This is a genomic window from Syntrophorhabdus sp. (genome assembly GCA_012719415.1).
Lineage (GTDB): Bacteria > Desulfobacterota > Syntrophorhabdia > Syntrophorhabdales > Syntrophorhabdaceae > Delta-02.
The window spans coordinates 28,485-53,022 of sequence record JAAYAK010000272.1; the positions used below are offsets into that span (position 1 = coordinate 28,485).

Below are 24,538 nucleotides of genomic sequence, written 5' to 3' on the forward strand. Positions count from 1 at the left end.
CTGAACAGGTCGACAACGAGATAAACAACGCATTGAAGGGGATATTACGGTTCTTCAGGATCGACCGGTGTTCCCTGCTGCGGCGCCTGCCCGTCAAGACGCTATGCATGGTCACCCATAATGCCGATGTCTCGGGTGATTCGCCGTATCCCGTCGCGGCCCCGCTGCCTACCTCGCTTTTTCCCTACTTTAACCGCAAACTGGCAGTGGAGCGGGAAATAATCGCCTTTTCGTGCCTCGACGACCTTCCGGAAGAAGCCGCCCCCGATAAACGGTGGCTCCAGGAGTGGAATGTCCGCTCCGGTCTTTACATACCGATAGCTTCCCTCCAGTCGTCCACGGAGTACACGCTCGGCATAAGCTCGGGCGAGGATGGCCGGACATGCCCGGAGGAATACGTCCCGCGGTTGCGTATGCTGGGGGAGCTGCTTGTGAATGCCCTCGAGCGAAGCATGGCGGAGCAGGCCCTGCGTGAAAGCGAGGAGCGCCTGAGCCTTGCGGCATCCGCCGCCGAAGCGGGGCTCTGGGTCCTCGATAAGGAGAAGGGTCTGATCTGGACAACCCGAAAGCTCTGGGAGCTGTTTCGCCTTGATCCCGATGAGAACGCGGGGTTTGAAGGGCTTCTCAATGCGGTACACCCCGACGACCGGCGAAGGATCAGCGAGCGGATACGGGAAAGTTTCGAGAAGAACGAGGCCTTCGAAATAGACTTTCGGGTGGTGCGTCCTGACGGGGGCTTCTCCTGGATATCTTCCCGGGGGAACCTGTCGTCGGACGGGTCGGGACTCTCGCAGCTTCTCATGGGTGCGTCCGTTGACGTGACGGAGCGCAGGCAGATGGAGGCGGAGCTCCGGGCGAACCTGGAAGAGATCGGGCGGCTGAAGCTCCAGTTGGAGAAAGAAAACCTCTATCTCCGGGAAGAAATAAAGGCGGGTCTCGGTTTCGAGAAGATCGTCGGGAAAAGCGACGCGCTCAATTACGTTCTTTTCAAGGTCAGGCAGGTAGCCCCGACGGACGCGACGGTGCTCATTCTGGGCGAGACGGGCACCGGCAAGGGAATGGTGGCCCATGCCATCCACGAAATGAGCGCCCGCAGGGAACGCCCGATGATCACCGTGAACTGCGCCGCCCTTCCGGCAAATCTCATCGAGAGCGAACTCTTCGGCCGCGAAAAAGGGGCCTTTACCGGGGCCCATGCAAGACAGGTCGGCCGTTTCGAACTCGCGCACGGCGGGACGCTCTTCCTGGACGAGATCGGTGAGATGCCCCTGGAGCTGCAGACGAAGCTCCTCAGGGTCCTGCAGGACGGGAAGTTCGAAAGGCTCGGCAGCCCTCAAACCATTGAGGTCGATGTCAGGGTGATCGCCGCGACGAGCCGCGACCTCAAGGATGATGTCGCGAACAGGCGATTCCGTGAGGACCTTTTCTACCGGCTCAATGTCTTTCCCATCTCCATCCCGCCCCTGAGGATGCGGCGGGACGACATCCCCCTGCTTGTCCGGCACTTCGTGGACAAGCATGCCCGGAAGATCGGCAGAAGGTTCGAGACGATCCCGAAGAATACCATGAAGGCCCTGCAAAACCAGTCCTGGCCGGGGAACGTGAGGGAACTGGAACACGCGATCGAGAGGGCCGTCATCACGAGTCCCGGTCCGCTATTGCAGCTTGCGGACGGGCTCGAAACACAGGTTTTCCAGGAGAGAGAGGATTCCCTTAAGGGGCTCGACGCGATAGAGCGGGAGCACATCCTCAAGGTACTCGGCGAATCCGGCTGGAAGATAGACGGCCGGGGCGGTGCCGCCTCCCTTCTCGGGCTTCACCCGAGTACGCTGCGGTTTCGCTTGAAAAAACTGGGGATCAAGCGTCCGTAAAGAGCAAAACCTCAATACATTGCTCTCAACATGTTGCGGAAACCTCAATATGTTGAGAGCTTGCCTTTCAGCACCATTTATCGATATTCAACAATACCCCCATGGAATCAAGACGTTGACCGCGGTGTGACCGGGCCAGGCTTTCCGGCACGCGTATTGCCAGTGTGAAGGACGCACGATGAGGGTCACATTTGTGAAACTTACGATCGAGATGAAGGCCAATCCGGGCAAGTTCCAGGAATTGCACCAGACACTCGAGGCACTCCTCCCCATGATACGCGGGCAGAAGGGGTGTCGGGATTGCCGGATCAGCCGGGACATTGAAGATGAGGAGGTCCTCACCCTTGCGGTCGACTGGGATGCCCGGGAGGACCTTGAACAGTATGTGGGATCTGAAGACGGAAGCGCGCTTCTCGGGGCCATTGAACTGCTCAGCGAAACGTCGAGGGTTGCCATGGGCAGGGACCTGTCGTGGGAGGGAATCGAGGCCTTGAAAAAAATGAGGAAGAAAACGCAAGAGATCAAACGGCAGAGATCATGATCGATGCATCAGCGCCGGGGAAACTCGAACACGGCCCGGCGGCAAGAAGGAGAATAGGGTGATGAAGATAACAGGCATTTTGTCGTCAGTATCCATGATATTTCTTGTATGTGTGACCTTTCTGAGTCCTTTGGCTCACGGGCAGACAACCGCGCCCGGTGCGGGCAAACCCGCAAAAGGCGGCAGCGGCGGCGAATGGAATTTCACCGTAGCGCCTTACATGTGGGCCGTCAGCATGCACGGAAAGGTTACCGTCGGCGATTACAGCACGTCATCTTCCATGTCCTTCTCGGACATCATGAAGAACCTTGAGGTCGGCGGGTTGATGCACATGGAAGCGCGAAAGGGCAGGCTCGGGTTCTTTGCCGACCCCATATACCTGAAGATGAGGGAGGACAAGACGCTCACAGCGGTATCGAGCGGCTCGGCACAGCCTTCCACGAGAGATATCACCGCCACCGTGGAAACGTGGCTCGTCGAATTCGGGGTCATCTACCAGGCCGGCAAGTGGCAGCTGGGCGATAGGGACAGCGCCAGGTCGGCCTCTCTTGACGTGTACGGGGGCGGCCGCTACTGGTACATGCACAGCAGCCTCGACACGAGCGGGCCCGAAAACCCCACCAGCTCCGTGGATTTTACGGACCCGATGATCGGCCTGTCCTTCAATACGAACCTCACCGAGAAGGTGGTCCTCAACCTGAGGGGCGATATCGGGGGTTTCGGTGTGGGTTCCGATTTCAGCTGGAGCGCCGCGGCCCTCGTCGGATACCGTTTCACCCCGGGCATAACCGGTTTCCTGGGCTACAGGGCACTCTACCTCGATTACAAGACCGCTCATTCCCCGAGGTTCAACGTGACGATGCAGGGCCCGATAACGGGGATCCAGTTCGCCTTTTGAGGCCAACCGGATGGCGAGTGGAGGATCGGCCCGGTCATGTGGACGGGCAAAGAATATAGAAGGAGGGAAAAGGGACCATGAAACAGAAGGAATGTGTACGGCAGATAGCAAAAGCGCGGGGCAGCGGTCCCCTGGTGGCAGTCAGTTCCGTGGTGGCGCTGGGGACATTGTTCGGCGGCATCGCGTCATCACAGGAAGTTCTGCCAGCGCCGCCTCAGCAGTTCAAGGGGCAGATAGGACTCACCACGAAAGATTCGAAGTCCGATTTTCCAGTACCGGTCCATGCACCAAAGGGGGCGCCAAACATCGTTCTCATTATCCTTGACGACGTGGGCTTCGGGGCATCCAGCACCTTCGGAGGGCCATGCGACACGCCTACCCTTGACCGATTGGCGAAAAACGGCCTGCGCTACACACAGTTCCATACCACGGCACTCTCGTCGCCCACGCGCGCATCGCTGCTCACCGGCCGCAACCATCACTCGGTCCACACCGGGACCATCATGGAGACGGCGACGGGATTCCCCGGCTACGACAGCCTGATGGGCAGGGACACCGCGACGATCGCCGAGGTCCTCAAGCAGAAAGGCTGGAACACCTCCTGGTTCGGGAAGAACCACAATGTGCCTGATTGGCAGACCAGTCAGGCCGGACCATTCGATGTCTGGCCCACGGGGCTCGGGTTCGAGCACTTTTACGGGTTCATAGGCGCCGAAACGGATCAGTGGAGACCGGCAGCCTTTGAAGGGACGAGGCCCATCGAGCCGTACCTCGCAAACCCGGACTATAACTTCGATTATGACATGGCGGACCAGGCCATAAAGTGGGTACGCAACCAGAAGGCCGTTGCACCTGACAGGCCGTTCTTTCTCTACTATGCCCCCGGGGCCACCCACTCACCGCACCACCCGAGAAAGGAATGGATAGCGAAATACAAGGGCAAGTTCGACCAGGGCTGGGACAGGGTACGGGAGGAGACCCTGGCACGGCAGAAGAAGCTGGGCATCGTCCCTGCCGACACCCAGCTCACGAAACGCCACGCCGAATTGCCGGCCTGGAATTCCCTGAGCGCCGACGAGAGGCAGCTTTTTACCTACATGATGGAAGTGTACGCAGGCTTTCTCTCGCAGACAGACCACAACGTCGGCCGTGTCCTTAACGCCATTGAGCGGATGGGGCAGCTCGATAACACGCTGGTCATCTACATTTGCGGCGACAACGGCGCCAGTGTTGAGGGCAATATCGGGGGCTCATTCAACGAGATAGCCTCCCTGAACGGGATCCCTGAGAACTTGAAACAGATGCTGGAGCGCAAGGACGACCTGGGCACGTGGAAGACGCACAATCACTACCCGGTGGCCTGGGCTCATGCGATGAACGCACCCTTTCAGTACGCGAAGCAATACGCCTCGCACTACGGCGGCACCGCCAACGGCATGGTCATCTCCTGGCCTGAGCGCATCAAGGACAAGGGCGGCATCCGGTCTCAATGGCACCACATCATCGACATCGTGCCGACGATACTGGAGGCAACCCGTATCGAGCAGCCTTCCGCGGTCAACGGAGTGGCGCAGAAACCCATCGAAGGCGTAAGCATGCTTTACTCCTTCAACAATGCCAAAGCGCCTTCCACGCGCCTGACCCAGTACTTCGAGATGTTCGGCATGCGCGGCATCTACCACGACGGCTGGGTGGCCTGCACCACCCCGGTAACACCCCTCGGTGATTCACGTGACCCGAAGCAGGACGTCATCAACGGTTATAACTGGGAGCTCTACAACGTGGCGAAGGATTTCAGCGAGGCGGTCAACGTTGCCGGCGAGTATCCCGAAAAACTTCACGACCTTCAGTTGCTGTTCTACGCGGAGGCCGCAAAATACAACGTCCTGCCGCTGGATAACGCCAGGTTGCCGCGGATGGACGTGTCCATCCGCCCGAGCCTCACGCGCGGACGTACGGAGTTCACGTATTCGGGAACGATCACGCGCATCCCGGAAGGGGCGGCGCCGGATCTGAAGAACAAGTCATTCCGCATCACCGCCGACGTCGTCCTCCAAAAGGGCAACGAAGAGGGGATCATCGTCACTCATGGGGGGATCAGCGCGGGGTACGCGTTGATGTTCGAGTCCGGCAAGCCGGTCTTTCACTACAACTTCGCCAACATCGAGCATTACAACATTGGCGGCAGGGAAGCCCTGAAACCGGGCAGGCACAACGTTGTCTTCGACTTCCTGCATGACGGCGGAGGCGTCGGCAAGGGCGGCACCGGAACGCTCAGCGTGGACGGCAAAGAGGTCGCCCGGGGGCGGATCGAAAAGACCGTTCCCTTCCGCCTGTCCCTGGACGAGACCTTCGACGTGGGCGAAGACACGGGCACGCCTGTCAGCCTCTCCTATGACGTGCCGTTCAGGTTCACGGGCACCATTGAGAAAGTGGTCGTGAGACCTGGTGAATCCAGGCTCTCCGCCGGCGACAGGAAGAAAGTGCGGGCAAAAGAGGCAAAGATAAAAGCTGATTGAGACTCCGACCCTTTTTCCCCGGTATATCCCCCACCCCCTTCACCCGGGGGTGGGGGATATGGTATAGAGTACCATGAGCACGTACAAGGCAAAGACTGAAGCGTCCCATGTGAGCCCTGAGGCGGGCATCCACGTGGTGGCAAAGCCCACAGGGCCGCTGTGCAACCTTAACTGCGAGTATTGCTTCTACCTTGAGAAGCAGGCGCTGTTCGGGGCAGGCGAGAAATACCGGATGTCCGATGAGGTCCTGTCCCGCTTCATCACGAGCTACATCACCTCGCAGCCAACCCCTCTCGTCGAATTCGTCTGGCAGGGCGGAGAGCCGACCCTTACGGGGGTCGACTTCTTCAAACGTGTCATTGAGCTTCAGAGGCCTTTCGTCGGGACGAAGACCATAACCCATTCACTTCAGACCAACGGGACGCTCCTCACTGACGAATGGTGCGCCTTCCTGAAAGAACACGATTTCATGGTGGGCATCAGCCTCGACGGCCCGAGAGAGATCCATGACCGGTATCGTCGCGACCATGAGGGGAACGGAACGTTCGACAGGGCAATGCGGGGATTGAGATTACTGCAAAAACACCGGGTCGACTACAACATAATGGCCTGCGTTGCCGGGGAGACAGCGAAGCATCCCCTCGATGTCTACCGGTTCTTCAGGAATGAAGGCGTCGAGTTCATCCAGTTCACGCCGATCGTCGAGCGGATGCCTGGCGAGGACAGCAAACAGCTTGGTCTGCGCCTCGCAGGGCCAGCATCGCTTGACAAAGAAGAAGGCGAGACCGGGGTCACCCCCTGGACGCTTGTCCCCGGGGAATACGGCGACTTTCTCATCTCCATTTACGAGGAATGGGTCCGCAATGATGTGGGCAGGGTTTTTGTCATGAACTTCGAGTGGGCGCTGAACGCCTGGATCGGGAACCCTTCACCCGTCTGCGTCCACGCCGACCGGTGCGGCCGATCGCTCGTCGTGGAGCACAACGGCGATGTCTACGCCTGCGATCATTCCGTCTATCCCGAGTACAAACTCGGTAACATCAAGACCGACACGCTGGCGGAAATGGCGGCCCGATCGCTCCAGTCGGGATTCGGGACCAGGAAAGAGACGGCCCTGCCCCGCTGGTGCAGGGAATGTGAGGTCCTCGCGGCATGCAGGGGCGCCTGCCCCAAGCACCGCTTCGCGACCACCTTCTACGGTGAACCGGGGCTTCACTATCTCTGCGAAGGGTACAGGAAGTTCTTCCTTCACATCAGGAAATACTGCCACGCCATGACCCAACTCCTGGAAAACGGCCTCCCCGCCTCACGCATCATGGACGCCTTCAAGGGCCCTCTCGTGATCAAACGACAAACTGCGAAGGGATAGCCGGCCCCGCCTGACCTGTTCCGAAGGGTCTCCTCGCCGGCATAGTTAGCCGCCTTCAAGGTGTCAGATTGAGAACCTCTAAGCGAAGTTATCAAGCCCAGTCCAGAAATCAAGAGGCGAGGAAACCACCACATATTCACGAGGGATCGCTTCTCTCGCGTGTCATGGCGAAAACGGAATCCATCGGCGACCGCAAGACCTGGCGAGTGCGGTCTGTGACCCAGCAGTTGAATGTTTCAGGCAAACATGGAAGAGATGCGAGATTTGCGGGAGGGACCCGGGGACCCGGTAATATGCTTCAGAAATAGAGCCCCAGAGATAAAGTGACTGAATCGATTCCTTGATTGTGTCTGTTGAGACCAGCGTTCGAGACGTGGTGTAATCGGGCGGCGATGAAATAGTCCTTGAACGGGCCCGATAAGAATTCAGCTCCTATCCCGAGTTGAGGATTGAAATTCAGTGTTGATCCCTGGTCTTCAACCTTGAAATCCGTGTAAATGACGCCTATGCCGCCTTCGACGTAAGGCCTTACAGTTGCGGTCGTCAGCGTATCGAGGTAATAGAGCGCAAACATGCCGCCGGAAATGATCGCCCGCGTGTTGGGCCGTGTGGTGATGCCCGGGCTCAACTCTATTTTGAACCGGAGCTGCTCGGGTGCTGCGTGGGGCCAAACCCTGTCGTAGTCGAAAAGGGCGATACCGGTGAGGGCAAGGAATGAGGTTTCGGAGTTGGGATTGAAGGTATTCGCACAGGTGACGGCAAGGCCGTAACGGGTGGGCTCATAAGCCGCCGAAATGTCGTCGGCAAGAAGAGGCCCACCGGTTACGGCCAAAGCAAACATTATACAGAGGATCAGCCTGACCAACTTCATGGTGCGCTCCGGGCCAACATCATAAGGATGCCCGCTATTGCCCGTCTTGCGGCCCGAGATATGGCTTTTCAGAATCAGGTTTTGCGTTCCATTTCTCGATGTACTCTACTCTCTTGGACTGAATGCTCCTCGCGTTGTCCTTCGCCCAGGCTTGAGTGTCGGGTGTGCTTTCAACGAGTTCACAACTACTGAACCATTCTTTAAACTCCTCCGAAGAGAGCTGGCTCTTGCTGACAGGCCGCAAGGAGAACCGGGCTTTCCACACCCCAAGCCTCGGGGTGACCAGCGCGTAATAGATCTTGCCGGATTCCAGGTCAGCTCTCATAAAGTCGCCGCTCTCACCGGTTACCATGAACATATGCTTGCCCGGATTGGTCTTATAGAGTACCTTTTTCTTTGCGGAAACGATACCGATGACTTTGTTCTCGCTATCCGTAATATCAAAAACGGCCGAGTCTATGGCGTAACCAAGACCGGACGGACGCATGAAGACTATAAGCGACTGATCCTCGTCCGGCCGGTACTGATCGGACCTCTCCTGGGCCAGCCTCATGTACTTGCTGGAACCGGCGCAACCGGCAAGAAAGAAGCCGGACACGACCAGTATGACACATAGTACCACGCTTATCTTTCTCATCCACTTTCCTCCTGCATCTTTATCAGGTATTTCTGAACACCCCATCGTGTTCCCCATCGCTGCTGCCGATTGTGACGAATCCAGACCAGCCTGAACCATCGCTCTTGACACATGCAATGCGCTCCCCCCCAGGGACATGCTCATTGCCTATGATCTTTGCTCCGGGTCCTTTGACATGATGACCCGGGGAAGCGAAATATCTTCTTCTTTTCATGGCGAGGGCGGCTATCGCCATATCAAAGGCTTGACCCGTGGGAAGGCTTCCATATAGCGGAGTGTAACAGGCGATAGGTGAAGGCCCCGAAAGGAAGCGTCCGTAAGAGGCTGCACACTCCCTGTGTCCATCGGCAGCGAGAAAAAGGATTGTTTCCCTACCCGCCGCACGTGCAGCATCCCTGGTCTTGTCGAAATGGATATCTTCTATGAGGGCATAACCCGGGACGCGATCCCCGCGGGACAATACAAAAAATGCTGCTCCCTCTCCCGGGATGGCGCTCTGAACATCAAGATCAAGGGGGTTCATCCCGGAGACCCCCGCCGTATCCCCGAAAAAGCGATAGCGGCAGTACCCCAGGACATCGCAGTATTCATCCACGGCGCCGAAAAGAACGGAGTCAACCATCTCCTCCTGGAGCCAGCACCGCGCCGTAAGAAGCGCCGACGGAACAGACATCCCGAACTGGCTGACGGTAAGCCCCGGCCCCGTTATGCCGAGAAGCATGGAAACGTGCGCGACGGCCGCGTTGTGAACGGAGCTTGAGAAGTGGGTAGGTGAAGAAAGACTGTCGCCTCCCTTAATGAAGGAATCGAGAAAGGTAAAGGTGGTACGGCTTGCGCCGTAACCGGTGGCAATAATGACGCCCATCCTTTCCTTTGCGGGATCGGTTATGCCGGCGTCCCGAAGTGCCAGGAATGACCCCAGGAGGGCCATCCTGGAATAACGACCGATTCGCCTGAGGGCCTTTTTGCCGGTAAAATCCTCGAGAGTCGATGTATCTGCCAGAAAAGCGGGCATATCAACGTGCCCCGTCTCCGTCTTGACGGAAACGATCCCGGGCAGGCACTCTCCCCTTGTCGCCGCCGCCGCCAGGGCATCGATGCCGCACCCGAAACCGCCGATTGCACCGACCCCGCGGATAACGGGTTTCATGACGTCCCCTCCTCCACCGACAGCACCAGGGCGGCGTTGTGACCGCCGAAGGCAAGGGATTCCGACAGGGCAACGGTGCCTTTGAGCGTTGTAGCGCATCGCACGGGAGATGCGGGCAGATCCGGGTCCGGCGACTCAAAACCGATGCTTTGCGGTATCCTGCCTTCCTCGAGGCATGCCACGGTGAAAGCCGCTTCGATGGCACCCGCTGCACCGAGAGCGTGCCCCGTACATCCCTTTGTGGACAGAAAGGGGACCTCGGGGAGCATGTCGCTCAGCACGATGGACTCAACACGATCGTTGTCTTTCGTACCCGTGCCGTGGGCGTTGACAAAGGAGATATCGTGGGAGGAAATGCCGCTCGTGCGGAGGGCTTCCCCGATAGCCCGCCTCAATCCCTGTCCATCGGGATGCGGGGCGGTAAGATGATGCGCGTCGCAGGAGGCACCATAGCCAAGGACAAAGGCACGAGGGCGTCTTGCGGCGCCGTGCCTGAGGGGTGCGGCTTGAAGGACCAGCATTGCGGCGCCTTCCCCCAGATTGAGACCCCTTCGATGGAGGTCGAAAGGCCTGCAGAAGGAGCTGTCGGTGATCATAAGGGACACGAAACCATTGTAGCTCACGTGGCAGAGTTCATCCGCTCCTCCAGCCAGAACGACGTCACACAGACCGGACCGAATCCACAGCGCCCCAACCCCGATGGCATCCGTGCCGGAAGAACAGGCATTCACGATTGTCTGGCAGGGACCGGTAAGACCGAACTGCCTGGCGACTGCCGCGGCGGGATTGCCGTTAAGAAAACCTGTAATGGGCGCCATGTCCGGCTTCTCGCCCTCGCTGTAGCGGCGATAGAAGACTTCGTCGTTCATGGCGCTGCCGACCGTTGTCCCCACACACACACCCACGCGCGGGGAGCGCAGGATTTCCCTGTCAAGTTCCGCGTTGGTCATGGCCTCCATGGATGCGGCAAGAACGAGCCTGTTGGTACGCGACGTGCCGGCGGTCCCCGACCCGGGGGCTATCCAGTCTTCAGGCACCTCGAAAACCGGATAGGATATGGAATGACCATGGCGAAAACCCCTGGGCGGCAAGGGCTTTGTCCTTCCGGCGAAAAGAGTATCCGTGCATTCCGGAAGATTCCTGCCTGGAGCGCATATACAGCCGATTCCCGTTATGGCAACACGGGGGCACCCGTTCATTATGCGGTCCTCTCCTCAACAAACACGGCCAGCGTGTTGATCGATTGAAAGGCAACGCGGCCTTCTTCAAGACTTTTTATCTCTATGCCAAAATGTTTTTCGAGGATAACGACGAGCTCGACGGCATCGAGGGAATCGAGACCGAGCCCTTCCCCGAAAAGTGGCATATCGTCATCGATCTCCTCGGGTGTGATCTCTTCGAGGTTCAACTCACTAACGAGGAGGTGTTTCAGCCGCTCCTGAAATGTCATTTGGTTCACCTTTCCACTATTTGAATTGATTTGTACGAATCCGGTTCTTCACCACATATTGTAAAAATTGAAGAACTGGTAAGGGTGTTCCGCGGTATATGCCTCGAGGGCGCGGACGTAACGCTGAACGCCGGCGGCGAGGGCTTCTTTCGTCCCTTCGGGACGGATCGTTTCGGGAATGGCTATGGTGTATTCGGACAATCCGGACCTGTGAGTGAGGAATACAGCGACAGGTGCGCCCATAGCCGCGGCAATCTTGAAGGGACCCAGGGGGAAGAGCGCCTTTTCCCCCAGGAACTCCACGCTGACACCCCCCTTCGGGCTGCCTGCCATCCTGTCACCCATGATGCAGACCACCTCGGATCTTTTGAGCGCCTGGATCATTTCGATAACGGCCGCCATGTAATCCGTGGGGTCGATGATGGTGCAAGGGAAACCTTCCCCTCCGTGCTCGAGGTAGTGGATATCGATATCCTCCCTGTCCTGTTCTACCAGGAGGTTAATGGGGGCGTTGAGGAACTTGAGTGCCGGCATGACTGCCTGCCAGCAACCGACATGAGAGGTAAGCAGTACAAGTCCTTTCCCCTCTCCGAGGACTTTGAGAAGCTCCTGGCCGGCAGGAAATGCATGGGACAAGGACCCGTAACCTCGGATGCCTATCGCGGCCCTGTCGATGAGGGCCTTGCCGAAGTTATAGTAGAGGCGCCAGCAGTGAAAGGGCATGACGTAAGGAGAATCTCCCTTGAACCTTTTCGTGAGGTATGGGTATGTCCTTTCACGTATCGAAGGCCTGCAAAGGGTGTAGTAGAGGGTGACAAAGGCAAGAAGCACATATGCGGGGACTCTCCCGCCGCAACGAATGAGACAATAGAAGATATCGTGCTGCCTTCGCGAACCGATGGAGCGGCTTGTCCACTTCTTTTCGCGCGGCGAAGCCGAACTATTGTCAGGCGGTTTCATATTTCCGGTGTTTGAGAAGGTTCGCAAGGATGTAAACGGCAACGCCGATGACAAGACCCAGTATGGGCCCGACCACAAGGGACCCTATGAACCATTCCAGGATCCTTTCCAATCCCTGATACCCCAGCGTCTGAAACGACACTTCCGTAAGGAACCTGCCATGGCGGATATAGTATCCCACCTCGATGCACACGGCAGGTACGATGGGAGGCATGCAGAGCTGGCCGGCGCCGAGGGCTGCGAACTTGTTGAACCTGAAGAAGCTTGCGGCAAAGAGGATCGTAATGGTCTGGCATGCGATGAGGGGAAGACAACTCAACAAGACACCAAGACCACTCGACATTGCGAGTTCTTCCGGGGAAGAGTGCCGTATGAGAAGGGTTCTCAGGGACCGGACGGGATGGAGGGCAGTGATCTTTCCCATGTCATCCTTTAACGGCATGAATCTCCTGTGCGGAATGGGCAGGAAGGAACGGATGGTGAGACGGGCGTGAAGGATGCTCAGGCTCAGGTTGTCCCGGAGTGCATGGAAATGGGAGACTCGCTCTTCCCGCGCCGGATAATAGACGGAAACGGGTATTTCCCTGACCTCGATGCCGGCCCATAGGGCCTTTACGAGCACCTCCACCTCAAAGGAAAACCTCTTCTCACGGAGGGTAAGCCACCTGAGGAGGGCCACGGGGTAGGCCCTGAATCCGCTCTGCGTATCATTCAGGGATGTTCCCGTCTGGATCCTGATCCAGAAATTGGAAAACTGCCTGCCAAAACGGGAAGAGAAAGGCACCGTCTTGTCAAAGTCCCTATTGCCCACAATGATGGCGTCGGGGGTCTCATTGATGGCGGAGATGATTCTTGGGATGTCGTCAGGCGAATGCTGACCGTCGGCATCAATGGTGATGACATGGGTCATCCCCAGTTCCTGCGCAACGCAGGCCGCCGTGAGGATTGCCGCTCCTTTGCCCCGATTTCTTTCGTGGCGGACAATCCTGATGCCGGGGCTTTCGAGGAGATCCGAAGCCCTGTCCAGGCTTCCATCGTCAATGACAAGAATGTTGCTGTGGAATGCAAGGGATTCCTTCACGACTCCGGGCAAAGTGTCGGGATTGTTATAAACGGGGATGACAACGAGGACCCTGACAGGTCTTTCTTTTTCCATATTGACGGTGCCGGTCGTCAGGAACCGGCGATCCTCCTCGAGGTTCTGGCGAAATTGACGAAGCTCAGGATGCCCGCGATAAACCGCTTCCAGCTGTCGGGCGACCGCCAGATCATAGAGATGTAACCGATGAGTATTCTCGGTCGCATGAAATGTTTGCGGTAAAATAGTGTAAAAAGCTTCTCAAGGGACCTTCTCGTCATCTCTTTCGGGACAAAGAGAAAATGCATGCAGTCCATCTCCTCCCACTTTTCCTCAAAAGCGCCCAGTTCGTGGACATTCCGATAGATGGGCGTACCGGGGAAAGGAGTGAATTTGGATATATTGATATCATTGATGGGCAGCGAGAATACGAAGTCCATGCTCTTCTTGATACTGGAGCGCGTCTCTCCGGGCAGGCCCATCATCAGAAGACCCTTGACCCGAATATCCGCATTCCTGATAAGGTGGATCTTTTCCGTGAGCATCCGGAGATCCGCGTTCTTTCGGTGCATAGACAGAAGTCCTTCGTCGCCGGTCTCGATTCCGAGGCTGATCATCCAGCAACCGGCCCTCTTCATCAGGCGCAGGAGGTCCAGGTCGACATGTTCGGCGCGGGCAGCGCAATTGAAGGTCATCCCCAGCGGGGCGTCGATCATCATCCGGGCGAACTCAACAACTCTTTGCCGGTTGAGCGTGAACTGGTCGTCATACAGATTGACGTGGCGGATCTTAAACCTCTCTTTCAGATATTTCAGGTGCTCGTACAGATAAGAAGCCGAGTTGTACCGGAAGGTTTGTCTGAAGACAGACCTGTCACAATAGCTGCAGGAGTAAGGACAACCCCGGCTCGTGACGCAGCTGGTGTTCGGTGTGCCGGGATAATTGAACAAGGGGAGTTTGTAGATATGGGGAAACCCGTCCAGTTTCTCATAGGATGGAAAAGGAAGGGTGTCCAGGTCAAGCCCGTCACTTCGATACCCGGTAAAACAGGGTTGCCCCCCCTTTTCCCTGTATGCCAGGCCCTTTATATCGGAAGATTCGTCCCCGTTTCGTTCGATGAGCTCACCGAATGTCTCTTCGCCCTCGCCAACCACCGCGAAATCAATAACGGGGAAATCTCTCAGGGATCTTTCCTTCAGAGCGCTCACGTGAGGCCCGCCGAAGACGACCTTCGTTTTGGGTGCAACGCTTTTCGCTAATGCGGCCAGTCGGACACCGTCAAGGAAACTCGACGTTGTGCAGCTGAAACCGACAAAAGCGGGGCGTTCCGAAAGGATGTGATCCCTGATGACCCTTTCCGAATCGGGCATTGCATAGCAATCGACTATGCGGGTCGTTATCCTTCTCGCCTCGAGATAGGCGGAAATGCTCGCAAGTCCCAGAGGCGGCATGATATTGGCCTTTCGGGAAATGTCCCGGTCGGCCATCCTGTCGCTGTAGCCAAGGGGATGAACGAGGAGGACGTTGGATCTGATACCGTGGGGACCCATAGAGCTTATTGACCGGAAAGGAGTTTTGTCCACAAGAAACCGCGGAAACCGAACGTGTTGAGGACCCGTAATCGTGCATTTGCCCTGGATGGCGGAAAGAGCCGGTCTCTCCTTCCGCCGAAGGACTCCCCGATCTTTTGGTTCATCAAAGGTGTGTCTATCTCGGGCGAATAGTAGAACGCCGGTTTCAACAGTTCATTGTCGCATGAGAGGACTCCATCGGCAATTGCCTTTCCGTGAAGGGGTGTTCCGGGAAGAACACGGATACCCGAAAAGGCCAGCACGATACAGCCCGTGAGCCGTCCTATGTTATCGAGCCCTTCCGCCACGGTCTCCATGGACTCGCCGGGGCATCCGAACATGACGTAGTGGATGCAGGGAATCTTCTCCCGGGCACAGGCATCGTTAAAGGCGATGGCATCGGAGAAACCGAAGCCCTTGTTCAATCCCGAAAGCGCAATATCGCTCGCCGCGTCGGTGCCAACCTCGATCGCCGAAAGGCCTGAGCGTTTCAAGAGGAGGATCTCTTCCCGGGAAATGGCCTGCGGGCGAAAAAAAGCGGACCATTCAACCCGGATGTCCCTTTGTATGAGTTCTTCAGCGATGGAGAGGTAGTTGCTTTGCGGTTCATTGAAGATGGAATCCGTGAAAAAGATGAATCTTACGCCGAAGTCCATGGCGAGACGTTCCACTTCATCGGCGACGGACCCGGGATCTTTGCAGCGAAGATTGCCGCCTTCTATCGCGGGGTAGGGGCAATAGGCGCAACTATGCATGCAGCCGCGCTTTGTCTGTACGCCGATGACGCCGCCCCGATTCACATAGGAACTGACGAGGCCGCCTTGCCAGAGCGGGTGGTTCCGTTCGGGGTCGGCAAAAGACCCATCGCCCATGCGGTATATCCCGCCCTTTGCTGTGCCCGCCTCAATGTCCTCGATGAGTGCCGGGAAGGAGTCCTCTCCTTCGCCGGCAACACCATGATCTGCGCCGAGATAGTCGAGCATTGCCTCGGGCATGATGGAAAATGCCGGTCCTCCCAGGACTATCGGGGCAGGGGTGATTCCTCTTACGGCCCTGATCAGTGTGCGGTCGCGATCGAGACTCCATTTTTCCGCGTCGGTGGAGTCGGTGGTGTCTATATTGCGTATCGAAATGCCGATAACATGGGGTTGGAAAGAGCAAATTGTGTCAAGCAGCTCTTTGGTTGACCCTTTGGCCTCAAAAAGATCGAATTGTCCTACCCTGTGCCCGTGTGCGCGCAGGGCCGCCGCCATCGATGCCATGCCCAGGGGGTAGACGGGGTATGGCTCCGAGTAGGTGTTCGGGGAGACCAGAAGGACGTCACTCATGCATGTCGTCCTTGCCGGCGTTCGCAGGGTGCCGCCTCTTGTGGCCCTCATATCTGCGGTAGGTGCCGTCGGCGATCTCCTTCTTTATGACCTTGCGGAAAAGTTCTCCCATTTTCAATTGATACCCGCCGCTTTGATAAAAGGTGTCCCAGGCGTAGAAGTAGAGTTCCTGCAGTCGTTCCGGTGTCATGTGCCTGGGCTGGAAGACGACGGTATCCGCGGTGTAGTCAAGCCAGTTGTTGCTCAGGACCCTGTTTTCAGCCTCGAGCTTCGCCCGGATGGGAGAGTGGGGATAGGGAGTGAGAATCGTGAATTCCGCCATATCGACGCCGATTTCCTGGATGAAATCGACAAGCCGCTTGATATAGTCCTCGTCATGGTCATCGGTCCCCAGTATTATCGTTCCCTCAACCCCTATTCCGTGGTCCTTGAGGCGCTTCACCCTGTTTCTGATCGTTTCGGATGTGTCGAAGATGGCTTGATAGACATACCAGCATCCCGCCTCGGCCGCGAGGGACAGTATCCTGTCATCGTCGATGATGGGGTGGCTTACCCACTTTTTCTTGAGAGGGGCCATGGCGGTGAACAGATCGATCAACCATTGACGGTTCTGGGCGAGGGAGTTGTCCACGAGAAAAAGGCGGTTGTTCGGAATCGATTCCATCTCCTCCAATACCCTGTCAAGAGGCCGGGGTCTGAATTGTCGCCCTCCGAGGAAACCGACGCAGCAGGGAAAGCAGTTGAAACGGCAACCCCGGGATGCGTGGACAAGGTCCACCATCTGGACGCCGCGATAGTTGTAAAGGCTCCTGTTCAGCAGATCGCGCCGTGCCGTACCGACAAGGTCGATGGCCGGACGGTTCTCCAGGTGATCGTACACGCGTTTGAGGCGACCCGCCTTCAGGTCCTCGATAACCTCGGGAAAACGATCCTCCGCCTCGCCGATGAAAACGGAATCGGAGTGACCGGCGACCTCCGGGGCGTGGAGCGTGGCTGCAATGCCGCCGAATATAACGGGGACACCCCTTCTCCGGTACTGTGCTGATATCTCGAAGGCCCTGGGGAGTTGGCTGGTGAGCATCACCGACATTGCGACGATATCCGGCGTATCGTCGAAAGCATGCCCCTCGACGTTCTCGTCGATGAAGGTGATGTCGATCTCCTCCGGGACAGTCGCGGCAAAGACCACCGGTCCGTGGGGCGGGAGGTTGAAAGGGGTCTGCCTTTTGAGCTTCGGCCACCGCGGATAGATCAAGTCCATTCTCATGATCGTGCCCCCGCGCCGGTCGGGCCATCGATGCACATACGGACAAGAGAGAGGACGGAGTCGACCCGTCTTCCGTTAAAAGAAACCTCTCCTTCCTCATTCCAGTCTATCTCGCCATATGCCTTCGGTGCCGCTATCCTGCCGTTGCGGCGCCTCAGGAGAGCGAAGATGGAACCTGCAGGGTGTTCTTCATCGGCACCCAGGGCGCCGGTACCTTCCGTGTTGCACATTCCCGCAAGCATGCTGCTGCATTCACCGCCGATGATGGAGGCAATGGCGAAACGTACCGAGGCCATACCCGTCAGAGGGTTTTCGTACACGGCAAATGCGGCGCCCGCGAGCCCGAAATGGATTGCTGCTTCCCCGAGGAAGGCATTGGGCAGAGTGTACGCAAAAAGGTTCGGGCTTGCCAGATGGCCCCCGGCGGCAATGACGGTATCGAAATAGTCGGCATCCGTGTGGAGGCACCCGGTGATGGTGGAAGAGATTATCCCCACATTCCGTTTCCTCTTCCACAGGTCGAGACCGCCATCCTTGAGTGCAAGCGAGGCGGCGGCGAGACCGCACCTGGAGTAATCATCAAGCCTTCCGAACCGTGGCAGGGGCCTCGCAAGAAACGCTTTGCGTGCAATACGGGGAAGGGTGCCGGAAAGTTCCGGTGGCGTGTCGAAATCCCGTCCCCTTCCCGTGCCGCCAGGCGTGACCCAGCCTATACCGGTGAGGAGCACACTCATGGGTCAGAGCTCCTTTTCAGGATGAGGACCGCGCTAATCCCGCCGAAACCGGAATTCGTGACCATTAAGTGATCACCCGATATCGGCGTCGGCTCTCGTGTGACGAAATCCCGAGCGGCGGCCTCGGGTTCTTCGAGTCCCACGGTGGGCGGGAGGAGCCTCCTCCTGAGGACCTCTGTCGCTATGACGGCCTCTATGCCCCCGGCGGCCCCGAAGGTGTGGCCGATGGCCCCTTTTACCGAGTATGCGGGAGGGACTCTGCCCGAGAAGAACCTGTGGAATGCCTTTATTTCCATCGCATCATTCCGGATGGTTCCCGTTCCGTGGGCGCTGATGCCGGCTATCTCCTGTTTCTCCAGGGACGCCCTTTTCAAGGCGCTGTGCATTGCGTTACACAGGCCTCGGCCGTCACGGGCCGGCGCAGTGACGTGAAAGGCGTCGTTTGCAACTCCCCAGCCCGCAATCTCGGCAACGGGACGGATGAAGTGTTTCTCCGCCAGGGCGCCGCTCACAAGGTGGATGAACGCGGCGCCTTCCCCCAGGGAAAGCCCGGCGCGCGAGCGGTCAAAGGGCCGCGCCCGGTCGGGTGAGAGCACCTGGAGGGCGGAAAACCCCGAAAAGACGAACTCGGTTATTACATCGGCACATATCACAAGGACCGATTTCTCCATACCCGCCGCGATCAACGAGGCCCCTTGCGCGATAGCCACGGTCGCAGAGGCGCAGGCGGCGCTGACATTGACGGAAGGCCGTGGGATCCCGAGCGTGCGGGATACCCTTTTGCACAGGTCGCCCGGGAGAGTGCCAAGTCCATCCGGCACGGTTCCCCGTTTGTATCTTTCGAGAGAATCGATCCCTGCCTTCGTGGTGCAGGTGGTCAGGAGTGTATCCGGCGGTGGTGGAGGTACACTCTTCAGGAGAGGATCGAGAAGATCATACACCAAAGGATGCCCGTTCGGGGAGAGGCCTTCGATGGAAGCAGCCGTCCGGGCCCGGTACTGCCCCACAGGGAAACGGGTAACCTCCGTCAAGGCGGATAGGCCGGAGAGAAGAGCCCCGTATGTCTCCTTGCCCGTCGCACCGAGGGCGGTTATGGCATCGCACCGGGCCAGCACGACAGCATTTTTCACCTTAGCCTTCCCTCTTTCCAGCGCAGGAGAAAGTCTTCGTAGAATCGAGGCGGTATAAGAAGGAGATTGTTATTGAGGTCCAGCATCACCTGTACGGAATATCCCCTTGTCGTGACCTCGCCCCTGCTGTTTCTGATGGTATACTCAAAATTGATGCGGGCCGCCTCGGACCACCTGAGTATCCCGTCGATGGTGATATCTTCCTGAAAACCTATAGGCAAAAGAAAGTCGGTGTGAAAGATCCTGAGCGGGGCTACGGTTTCGTTTCGGTAAAAGTCCATGTAGCCGATACCGTATTTCTCCCCCACCGCGGCCCTCGCATCCTCAAAATAGCTCGAATATCGGCCGTGCCAGACGATTCCCAGGGGGTCCGTCTCTTCAAACCGAACCCTTCTTTGAACCGTTACCACCAGAGGCTCGGGATCTTCTTTCTCATTGGTGAAGTAAGGTTTTACCATCTGCTTTGTACTCCCTTTTTCATGACAGCGGACTCTCGGAACAGGTGAAGACGATAGTTGAAGCGGTTTTACCTGCCACTTTCAGCCGGGCGTCAATGACAGACCGATCTGGCTTCTGAAGTTCGCGGTATGAAGCTTCCACCTTCAAGCCCGGCGTGATTTCCATCTGGAATTTTGCCTTTTCTATGGTCTGAATGCTGAGCGTGAGGCCCTTTGTCTCTTCGACAATGGACTTGACGAGAATGATCTGCATGAATGCGGGGAGGATGGGAAACCCGGGGAAATGTCCCGAGAAACCGACAAAATCGGGGGTGAAACAGTAATGACGGGAGTACCAGCCTTCCCGGGACCTCCCGATCTCATCGAGGGCGCACCTCGCGACTGCCGCCGCCAGGGAATGCTGGCCTTTCATGCCGATTCCGACGGACCTTTCCCATAAAATGCCGGGATCACGAAGACCGCCGCGGGGATTGCTCCGCACATCCCGAGGAAAACCGTGACCCCTATGGAGTGCAGCGACGGGTGGCGGGCGATCATAAGTGAACCGAGGCCCACGAGACTCGTCGATCCGCTCAGGACGACGGCAAGGATGGTGTCCTTGTCGACGCTGCCCGTGACCCGGCTCACCATGAAGATCCCGAGGTCCACGCCGAGACCTATCACGAGGATCGTCGCAATTATATTAAAGATGTTGAAATCGATCCCGCAAAGACCCATGGTGCCGAACATGAAGACCATTCCTGTCGCGACGGGAATGAGCGCAAGGAGAACCTTCTTGACGTTCCTGAAGAAGAAAGCGAGGGCGGCGACCATCACCAGAGACGAGAAAAGTATATACCGGAAGAAGTTGTCTGTCATCGCCCGGCTCATGGACTCGCTAAAGCGTTTCTGGGATATGAAGACCGCGCCGTCGGGCGATTGCCGCCCGGCAAAAAAGCTCGACGCGCCATCGGTGTCAGGCAGGTATGTCAGGACCCGGTACCCTTCGGCGTCCTTCTGAATAAACGATTCGAAAAGATCGCCCAGACCGGCCGCCCTGTATGTTTCAACGTTGATCATGGCTGGTTTTTGCGTAAGTCGCGCAAAGAACGCGGAGAACACCCCGGGGTTGAATCCCAGTGAATTGCTTTCCGTTGAGATCAGATCCCGCACCTTGTTTCTCTTCGCCTCAGACCACAGATCGCTCCAATTCCTCCAGGAGGCCTCCTGTGTCGCCGATGACGGAAGGACTGGCGCTATGCTCTTGATCTCACCGGGGGGAAAGGTTCTTCGAAGAGCTTCATAAAGGCGGTCGTTCTTTGCCAGTGCGCCCTCCAGACTGGGGGCCTTGACGAGGGCCATGCCGTGAGACCTGAAATCGCCGAAGACCCTCTGAAGCCCCTCCTCTGTCTTCCTGATCTCCTCGGACACCATCCTTACAGCCCGCATATCACCGTTGAAATTCAGGTTGGTCATCTGCCAGCCGCAAAGGGCCATGGAGAGTAGCCATATGACTATGATGATCTTTCTGCGGAACCCATCCATCGGCGCACGCTGCGGAACCGTCTCGACCAGCCGGGACCCTCCAGCCGGGACAAAGTGGGGAAGGACGACAAGGGAGAGTATGAGGGAGACGGCTATCCCGATCATGGAGAAATATGCGATCTGTCGTTGCCCGGGAAGATCGGAAAGGAACAATGTCGCAAAGGTCGCCATTGTGGTGATACCGCTGATCAGGACCGGACGTGCGACAGATGCTATGAAACGCCCCGGGTCCCTCCTGTTGCGGAGGGAAAAATACACGTATATGGGATAATCGTCTGAGATCCCCATGAGAACGGAACCGAATGCAATGGTCATGGCGGATATGGTCCGGTCGGCAAGGGCAACGACGGCCGTGGCGACGGCGACCACTATGAGAGGGACGAAGTAGACGAAAACCGCCCGCCAGTTTCTCATAAAGGCAAGCAAAAGGACCAAGATCGCAACAGAAACGGTGGTGAAAATGGCAAAAAGATCCTTTCGCACCGTTTCGGAGTTTATTGCGGTGTATAGATGGCCGCTTAGAAAAGACGCTGTTATCCCTGCCGGTAGATATTCCTTGATGAGGCCGCGCAGGGAATTGCCGAGTTTCACGGAGCCGCGGGAATCGGTTATCTTCACCGGGGTTTGGGCTATCATGAGAAGATGCTTCCCGTCGGGAGAGACAAAGTGGTTGTCCCTGACATCCACTCGTCCCAGGAAGTTGAGCGAGCTGAGCTTTGTGAGCCCTGACGCATAGAGCCTCAAGGGGTCTTCCTGGAAAAGCGCCTTCATCATCCACCCTTCGGGTGTCTCAAGGCTGCCCCGGAGAGCTTGAAGCTCCCTGCGAATGCCGTCGGCGCCGAGGCGCTTCTTGAGGTTCTCTATGTCGCCTTCGGTCGCCATGAGCGGCGCGGCCCTGGAGAAAACAAGGGCGACACCCGCAGGGTCGGGGATACGTACCCCTGTGACGACACGATCGAAAAGCGGCGGTTTCATCTGAGAAGCCAGTCTATCTGCGGAATCGATGAGTTCCCTGCGAGGCACATCATCGTTTCCGCTCAGATGAATGAAGACCTTTTCCACAAAAGGTGCGTTCCTCAGATACTGGAAATCGCGGGTCACGGCCGGGTCCCTGTCGGGAATCATGGCGCCGATGTCCTCGCCGAGCTTGATGTTGGAGAGGGCGATGACAGTGAGGACGACGATGGCAAGAACGGTGCAGAAAAGGATCCTCCTGTGTGACGAGAGTCTGGCAAAAGATGTCGAGAATAGCGTAAGGAGAGACTGCATTCCGGTCAGAAGATATCTCTTGGGAGAATCGCGTTAAGGTCCGTGTTTTCGAAAGCAATCACGGTTGAATCCCCTCCCCGCTCGTTGATCCTCACGGAACGGAGGCGGCTGAGATCATCGGAAAACCTCAGAACGATGGAACGTATGTACTTCTTTTCCTGAGGGGAAAGGGGATCGAGGGCCAGAGTTGTGTTGCCGTCCCCGGTTACGGTGATCCGATAGCGTTTTTCAATCCAGGCGATATCGGCGCGGGCCCAGGCAAACACCTGCTCGACGGTTGACCGTATTGCGGGTTCCCGCGAAAGCTCAAAAGGTTCGGAACGGTCGGGGTTTCCTATCCAGCGCCTCGTCTTTTCACCATTGACGACAAAACCTGCGGGACCCGGTTTTGAGATCTCCCATCTCAGGCGGTCCGGCTTTTCGTAGAAGAAGGACCCTTTGGATATAATGGGCTCCTTGAGCATTGCCGTGTATCGTGTCTGAACGTAATCGCTCCGGATCGTCTTGATGAGCAGGGTGTTGTGCGAGATGGTGCTTAGAATTGCGAGTTTGTTGCCTTTCGAGGGGGCAGGGACAGGGGCGCTGTCCTGGGCCTCGCAGAAGCAGGGGGTCAGGAAAAGGAAGGCAAGCATTGGGATAATAAAAAGCGTGCGACGAAATGGCCTCATTGCCGGTTATCTCCCTTCCGGAAGCCAGACGACGATATCACCGGATGCGATCCTGTCACCGTCGCACGTAACGGTGCCTTTCCCGAGCGTGAATTCGCCGATCTCTCCCGAATTGACGATGGACACAAGGAGCCTGCCCCCGGGCTTTGCCCTCCCGGATACCTGGAGATCATTGATCTTCACCAGATAGCCCTTCTTTATCGGTTTGCCCCGGACGAGGTCGCTATAGCCCTTAAGTGCCGCGAAGGATTGTGCCAGGAGTTCCACCATGACGGCCTCTTCAAGGTATCCGTCTGCATTCACGAAGATCGTGTTCTCCCCGATGGTCGATTCAACCGTCCCCGCCCCGTCTTCATAAGAGACCAAGTTTTCCACGAGTCTCATGACCGACCGATGAGGGATCAGCCGCTCGACGGGCAAAGGCAATGCAAGATCGGGAATCATCCTTCTCTCAGCACCCGGGAGATCGTGTCGGCCATGACGCCTTTTGTATGCTTGCGAAGCCCCATATGGGCCTCAGACCCTTCAAAACAGGCCGGGTCTATGGGCGCCAAGGCTTCGAGGCGGATCGTGGTCGGCCTCATCAGCCAACTGCCGGGTGGCAGTAACCTGTCGGTTCCGGTTATGCACAACGGAAGGATTCTTGCCCCGGTTTCACAGGCGAGCTTGAAGGGCCCCGAAAAAAAACGCTGAAGGCGGCCATCCCGGCTTCTGTGGCCCTCGGGGAAGAAAAGCACCGAGCCTCCCCCGGCCAGGATTTGCCTGCCCGCAGACACTGTCTGCGTCCAATCGCCGCTTTCCACATTAATATAGCCTGCCAGTCTCATGAAGGGAGCATACCAGAACATCTTGAATGGCCAGGCGCGGACCGCGAAAGCTATATCATGGAGGGGCAGGAGCGCCATGCAGTATGTATCGAAGAAGGAGCGATGGTTTACCACGATGACATAAGGCGGTTCCAGATCGAATTCGTCAAAACCCACCCGTTCGAATCGGACAAAAGGGGACATCAATGCCAGCCAGCCCTTGCCGTAGAGCCATATGAAAAGACGCATGATGCGGTCGTTCCGCCAGCGGGTAATGCCCTTGAAGCATGCAAAAAGGGGCACAAAGAACACAATCCCCGCCACCGTCCACAGGGCGATCATGCTATAGACAGCCAGAGACATGGCAAGAGAGGAGATAGAAAACCGGCTGGTATCCTCAAGAGATATGGCGTTCTCCATGTTCGGCGACCTCATCGGA

23 protein-coding genes are annotated in these 24,538 nt (G+C 57.3%); 5 read left to right on the forward strand and 18 right to left on the reverse strand.

What is annotated here, in order from left to right:
• Positions 1-800: 800 nt before the first annotated feature.
• The 5 genes from GXX82_16030 (at position 801) to GXX82_16050 (ending at position 7,198) form a co-directional block, all read left to right on the forward strand.
• Positions 801-1,871, forward strand: a complete 1,071-nt coding sequence (locus GXX82_16030) for a sigma 54-interacting transcriptional regulator (protein ID NLT24551.1) — start codon at positions 801-803, stop codon at positions 1,869-1,871.
• A gap of 178 nt (positions 1,872-2,049) precedes the next feature.
• Positions 2,050-2,412, forward strand: a complete 363-nt coding sequence (locus tag GXX82_16035) for a hypothetical protein (protein NLT24552.1) — start codon at positions 2,050-2,052, stop codon at positions 2,410-2,412.
• A 58-nt stretch (positions 2,413-2,470) separates the two neighbouring features.
• Positions 2,471-3,310: a hypothetical protein gene (locus GXX82_16040; protein NLT24553.1), complete on the forward strand. Its 840-nt coding sequence runs from the start codon at positions 2,471-2,473 to the stop codon at positions 3,308-3,310.
• A 77-nt stretch (positions 3,311-3,387) separates the two neighbouring features.
• Positions 3,388-5,829 (forward strand): arylsulfatase, encoded by a 2,442-nt coding sequence (locus GXX82_16045; protein ID NLT24554.1) that lies wholly within the window; start codon positions 3,388-3,390, stop codon positions 5,827-5,829.
• A gap of 73 nt (positions 5,830-5,902) precedes the next feature.
• Positions 5,903-7,198 carry an anaerobic sulfatase maturase gene (locus tag GXX82_16050; protein NLT24555.1) on the forward strand — a complete coding sequence of 432 codons (1,296 nt, stop codon included), beginning with the start codon at positions 5,903-5,905 and terminating at the stop codon, positions 7,196-7,198.
• A gap of 298 nt (positions 7,199-7,496) precedes the next feature.
• On the opposite strand, the gene GXX82_16055 is transcribed toward GXX82_16050, so the two are convergent.
• From GXX82_16055 to GXX82_16140, 18 genes are all read right to left on the reverse strand, one after another.
• Positions 7,497-8,069: an acyloxyacyl hydrolase gene (locus tag GXX82_16055; protein NLT24556.1), complete on the reverse strand. Its 573-nt coding sequence runs from the start codon at positions 8,067-8,069 to the stop codon at positions 7,497-7,499.
• 34 nt (positions 8,070-8,103) lie between these two features.
• Positions 8,104-8,706: a hypothetical protein gene (locus tag GXX82_16060; protein ID NLT24557.1), complete on the reverse strand. Its 603-nt coding sequence runs from the start codon at positions 8,704-8,706 to the stop codon at positions 8,104-8,106.
• Between the two features lie 22 nt (positions 8,707-8,728).
• On the reverse strand, positions 8,729-9,856 hold the full coding sequence (locus GXX82_16065) for a beta-ketoacyl synthase (GenBank protein ID NLT24558.1): 1,128 nt from the start codon (positions 9,854-9,856) through the stop codon (positions 8,729-8,731).
• Complete coding sequence (locus tag GXX82_16070; GenBank protein NLT24559.1) at positions 9,853-11,055, reverse strand: beta-ketoacyl-[acyl-carrier-protein] synthase family protein; 1,203 nt, start codon at positions 11,053-11,055, stop codon at positions 9,853-9,855. The genes GXX82_16065 and GXX82_16070 overlap by 4 nt, the downstream gene beginning before the upstream one ends.
• Positions 11,055-11,306, reverse strand: a complete 252-nt coding sequence (locus tag GXX82_16075; protein ID NLT24560.1) for an acyl carrier protein — start codon at positions 11,304-11,306, stop codon at positions 11,055-11,057. The genes GXX82_16070 and GXX82_16075 overlap by 1 nt, the downstream gene beginning before the upstream one ends.
• 48 nt (positions 11,307-11,354) lie before the next feature.
• Complete coding sequence (locus GXX82_16080; GenBank protein NLT24561.1) at positions 11,355-12,137, reverse strand: lysophospholipid acyltransferase family protein; 783 nt, start codon at positions 12,135-12,137, stop codon at positions 11,355-11,357.
• A 115-nt stretch (positions 12,138-12,252) separates the two neighbouring features.
• Complete coding sequence (locus GXX82_16085) at positions 12,253-13,422, reverse strand: DUF2062 domain-containing protein (protein NLT24562.1); 1,170 nt, start codon at positions 13,420-13,422, stop codon at positions 12,253-12,255.
• 17 nt (positions 13,423-13,439) lie between these two features.
• Complete coding sequence (locus tag GXX82_16090; GenBank protein NLT24563.1) at positions 13,440-14,879, reverse strand: radical SAM protein; 1,440 nt, start codon at positions 14,877-14,879, stop codon at positions 13,440-13,442.
• Positions 14,880-14,899: 20 nt separating this feature from the next.
• The gene (locus GXX82_16095; GenBank protein ID NLT24564.1) at positions 14,900-16,243 is read right to left on the reverse strand and encodes a radical SAM protein; all 1,344 of its coding nucleotides are present in this window, start codon (positions 16,241-16,243) and stop codon (positions 14,900-14,902) included.
• Entirely contained in the window at positions 16,236-17,510 is a 1,275-nt protein-coding gene (locus GXX82_16100) for a radical SAM protein (GenBank protein NLT24565.1), read from the reverse strand. The genes GXX82_16095 and GXX82_16100 overlap by 8 nt, the downstream gene beginning before the upstream one ends.
• Entirely contained in the window at positions 17,507-18,244 is a 738-nt protein-coding gene (locus GXX82_16105) for a beta-ketoacyl synthase (protein NLT24566.1), read from the reverse strand. The genes GXX82_16100 and GXX82_16105 overlap by 4 nt, the downstream gene beginning before the upstream one ends.
• A complete protein-coding gene (locus GXX82_16110; GenBank protein ID NLT24567.1) occupies positions 18,241-19,374 on the reverse strand; it encodes a beta-ketoacyl-[acyl-carrier-protein] synthase family protein in 1,134 nt (377 codons plus the stop codon). The genes GXX82_16105 and GXX82_16110 overlap by 4 nt, the downstream gene beginning before the upstream one ends.
• Complete coding sequence (locus GXX82_16115; GenBank protein NLT24568.1) at positions 19,371-19,832, reverse strand: acyl-CoA thioesterase; 462 nt, start codon at positions 19,830-19,832, stop codon at positions 19,371-19,373. Before GXX82_16115 ends, GXX82_16110 begins: the two co-directional genes overlap by 4 nt.
• Positions 19,833-19,851: 19 nt before the next feature.
• A complete protein-coding gene (locus GXX82_16120) occupies positions 19,852-20,244 on the reverse strand; it encodes a hypothetical protein (GenBank protein ID NLT24569.1) in 393 nt (130 codons plus the stop codon).
• The gene (locus GXX82_16125) at positions 20,241-22,625 is read right to left on the reverse strand and encodes an MMPL family transporter (protein ID NLT24570.1); all 2,385 of its coding nucleotides are present in this window, start codon (positions 22,623-22,625) and stop codon (positions 20,241-20,243) included. The genes GXX82_16120 and GXX82_16125 overlap by 4 nt, the downstream gene beginning before the upstream one ends.
• Positions 22,626-22,630: 5 nt before the next feature.
• Positions 22,631-23,293: an outer membrane lipoprotein carrier protein LolA gene (locus tag GXX82_16130; protein NLT24571.1), complete on the reverse strand. Its 663-nt coding sequence runs from the start codon at positions 23,291-23,293 to the stop codon at positions 22,631-22,633.
• 6 nt (positions 23,294-23,299) lie between these two features.
• Positions 23,300-23,668, reverse strand: a complete 369-nt coding sequence (locus GXX82_16135; GenBank protein ID NLT24572.1) for a 3-hydroxyacyl-ACP dehydratase — start codon at positions 23,666-23,668, stop codon at positions 23,300-23,302.
• 65 nt (positions 23,669-23,733) lie between these two features.
• Positions 23,734-24,519 carry a 1-acyl-sn-glycerol-3-phosphate acyltransferase gene (locus tag GXX82_16140; GenBank protein ID NLT24573.1) on the reverse strand — a complete coding sequence of 262 codons (786 nt, stop codon included), beginning with the start codon at positions 24,517-24,519 and terminating at the stop codon, positions 23,734-23,736.
• Positions 24,520-24,538 lie beyond the last annotated feature (19 nt).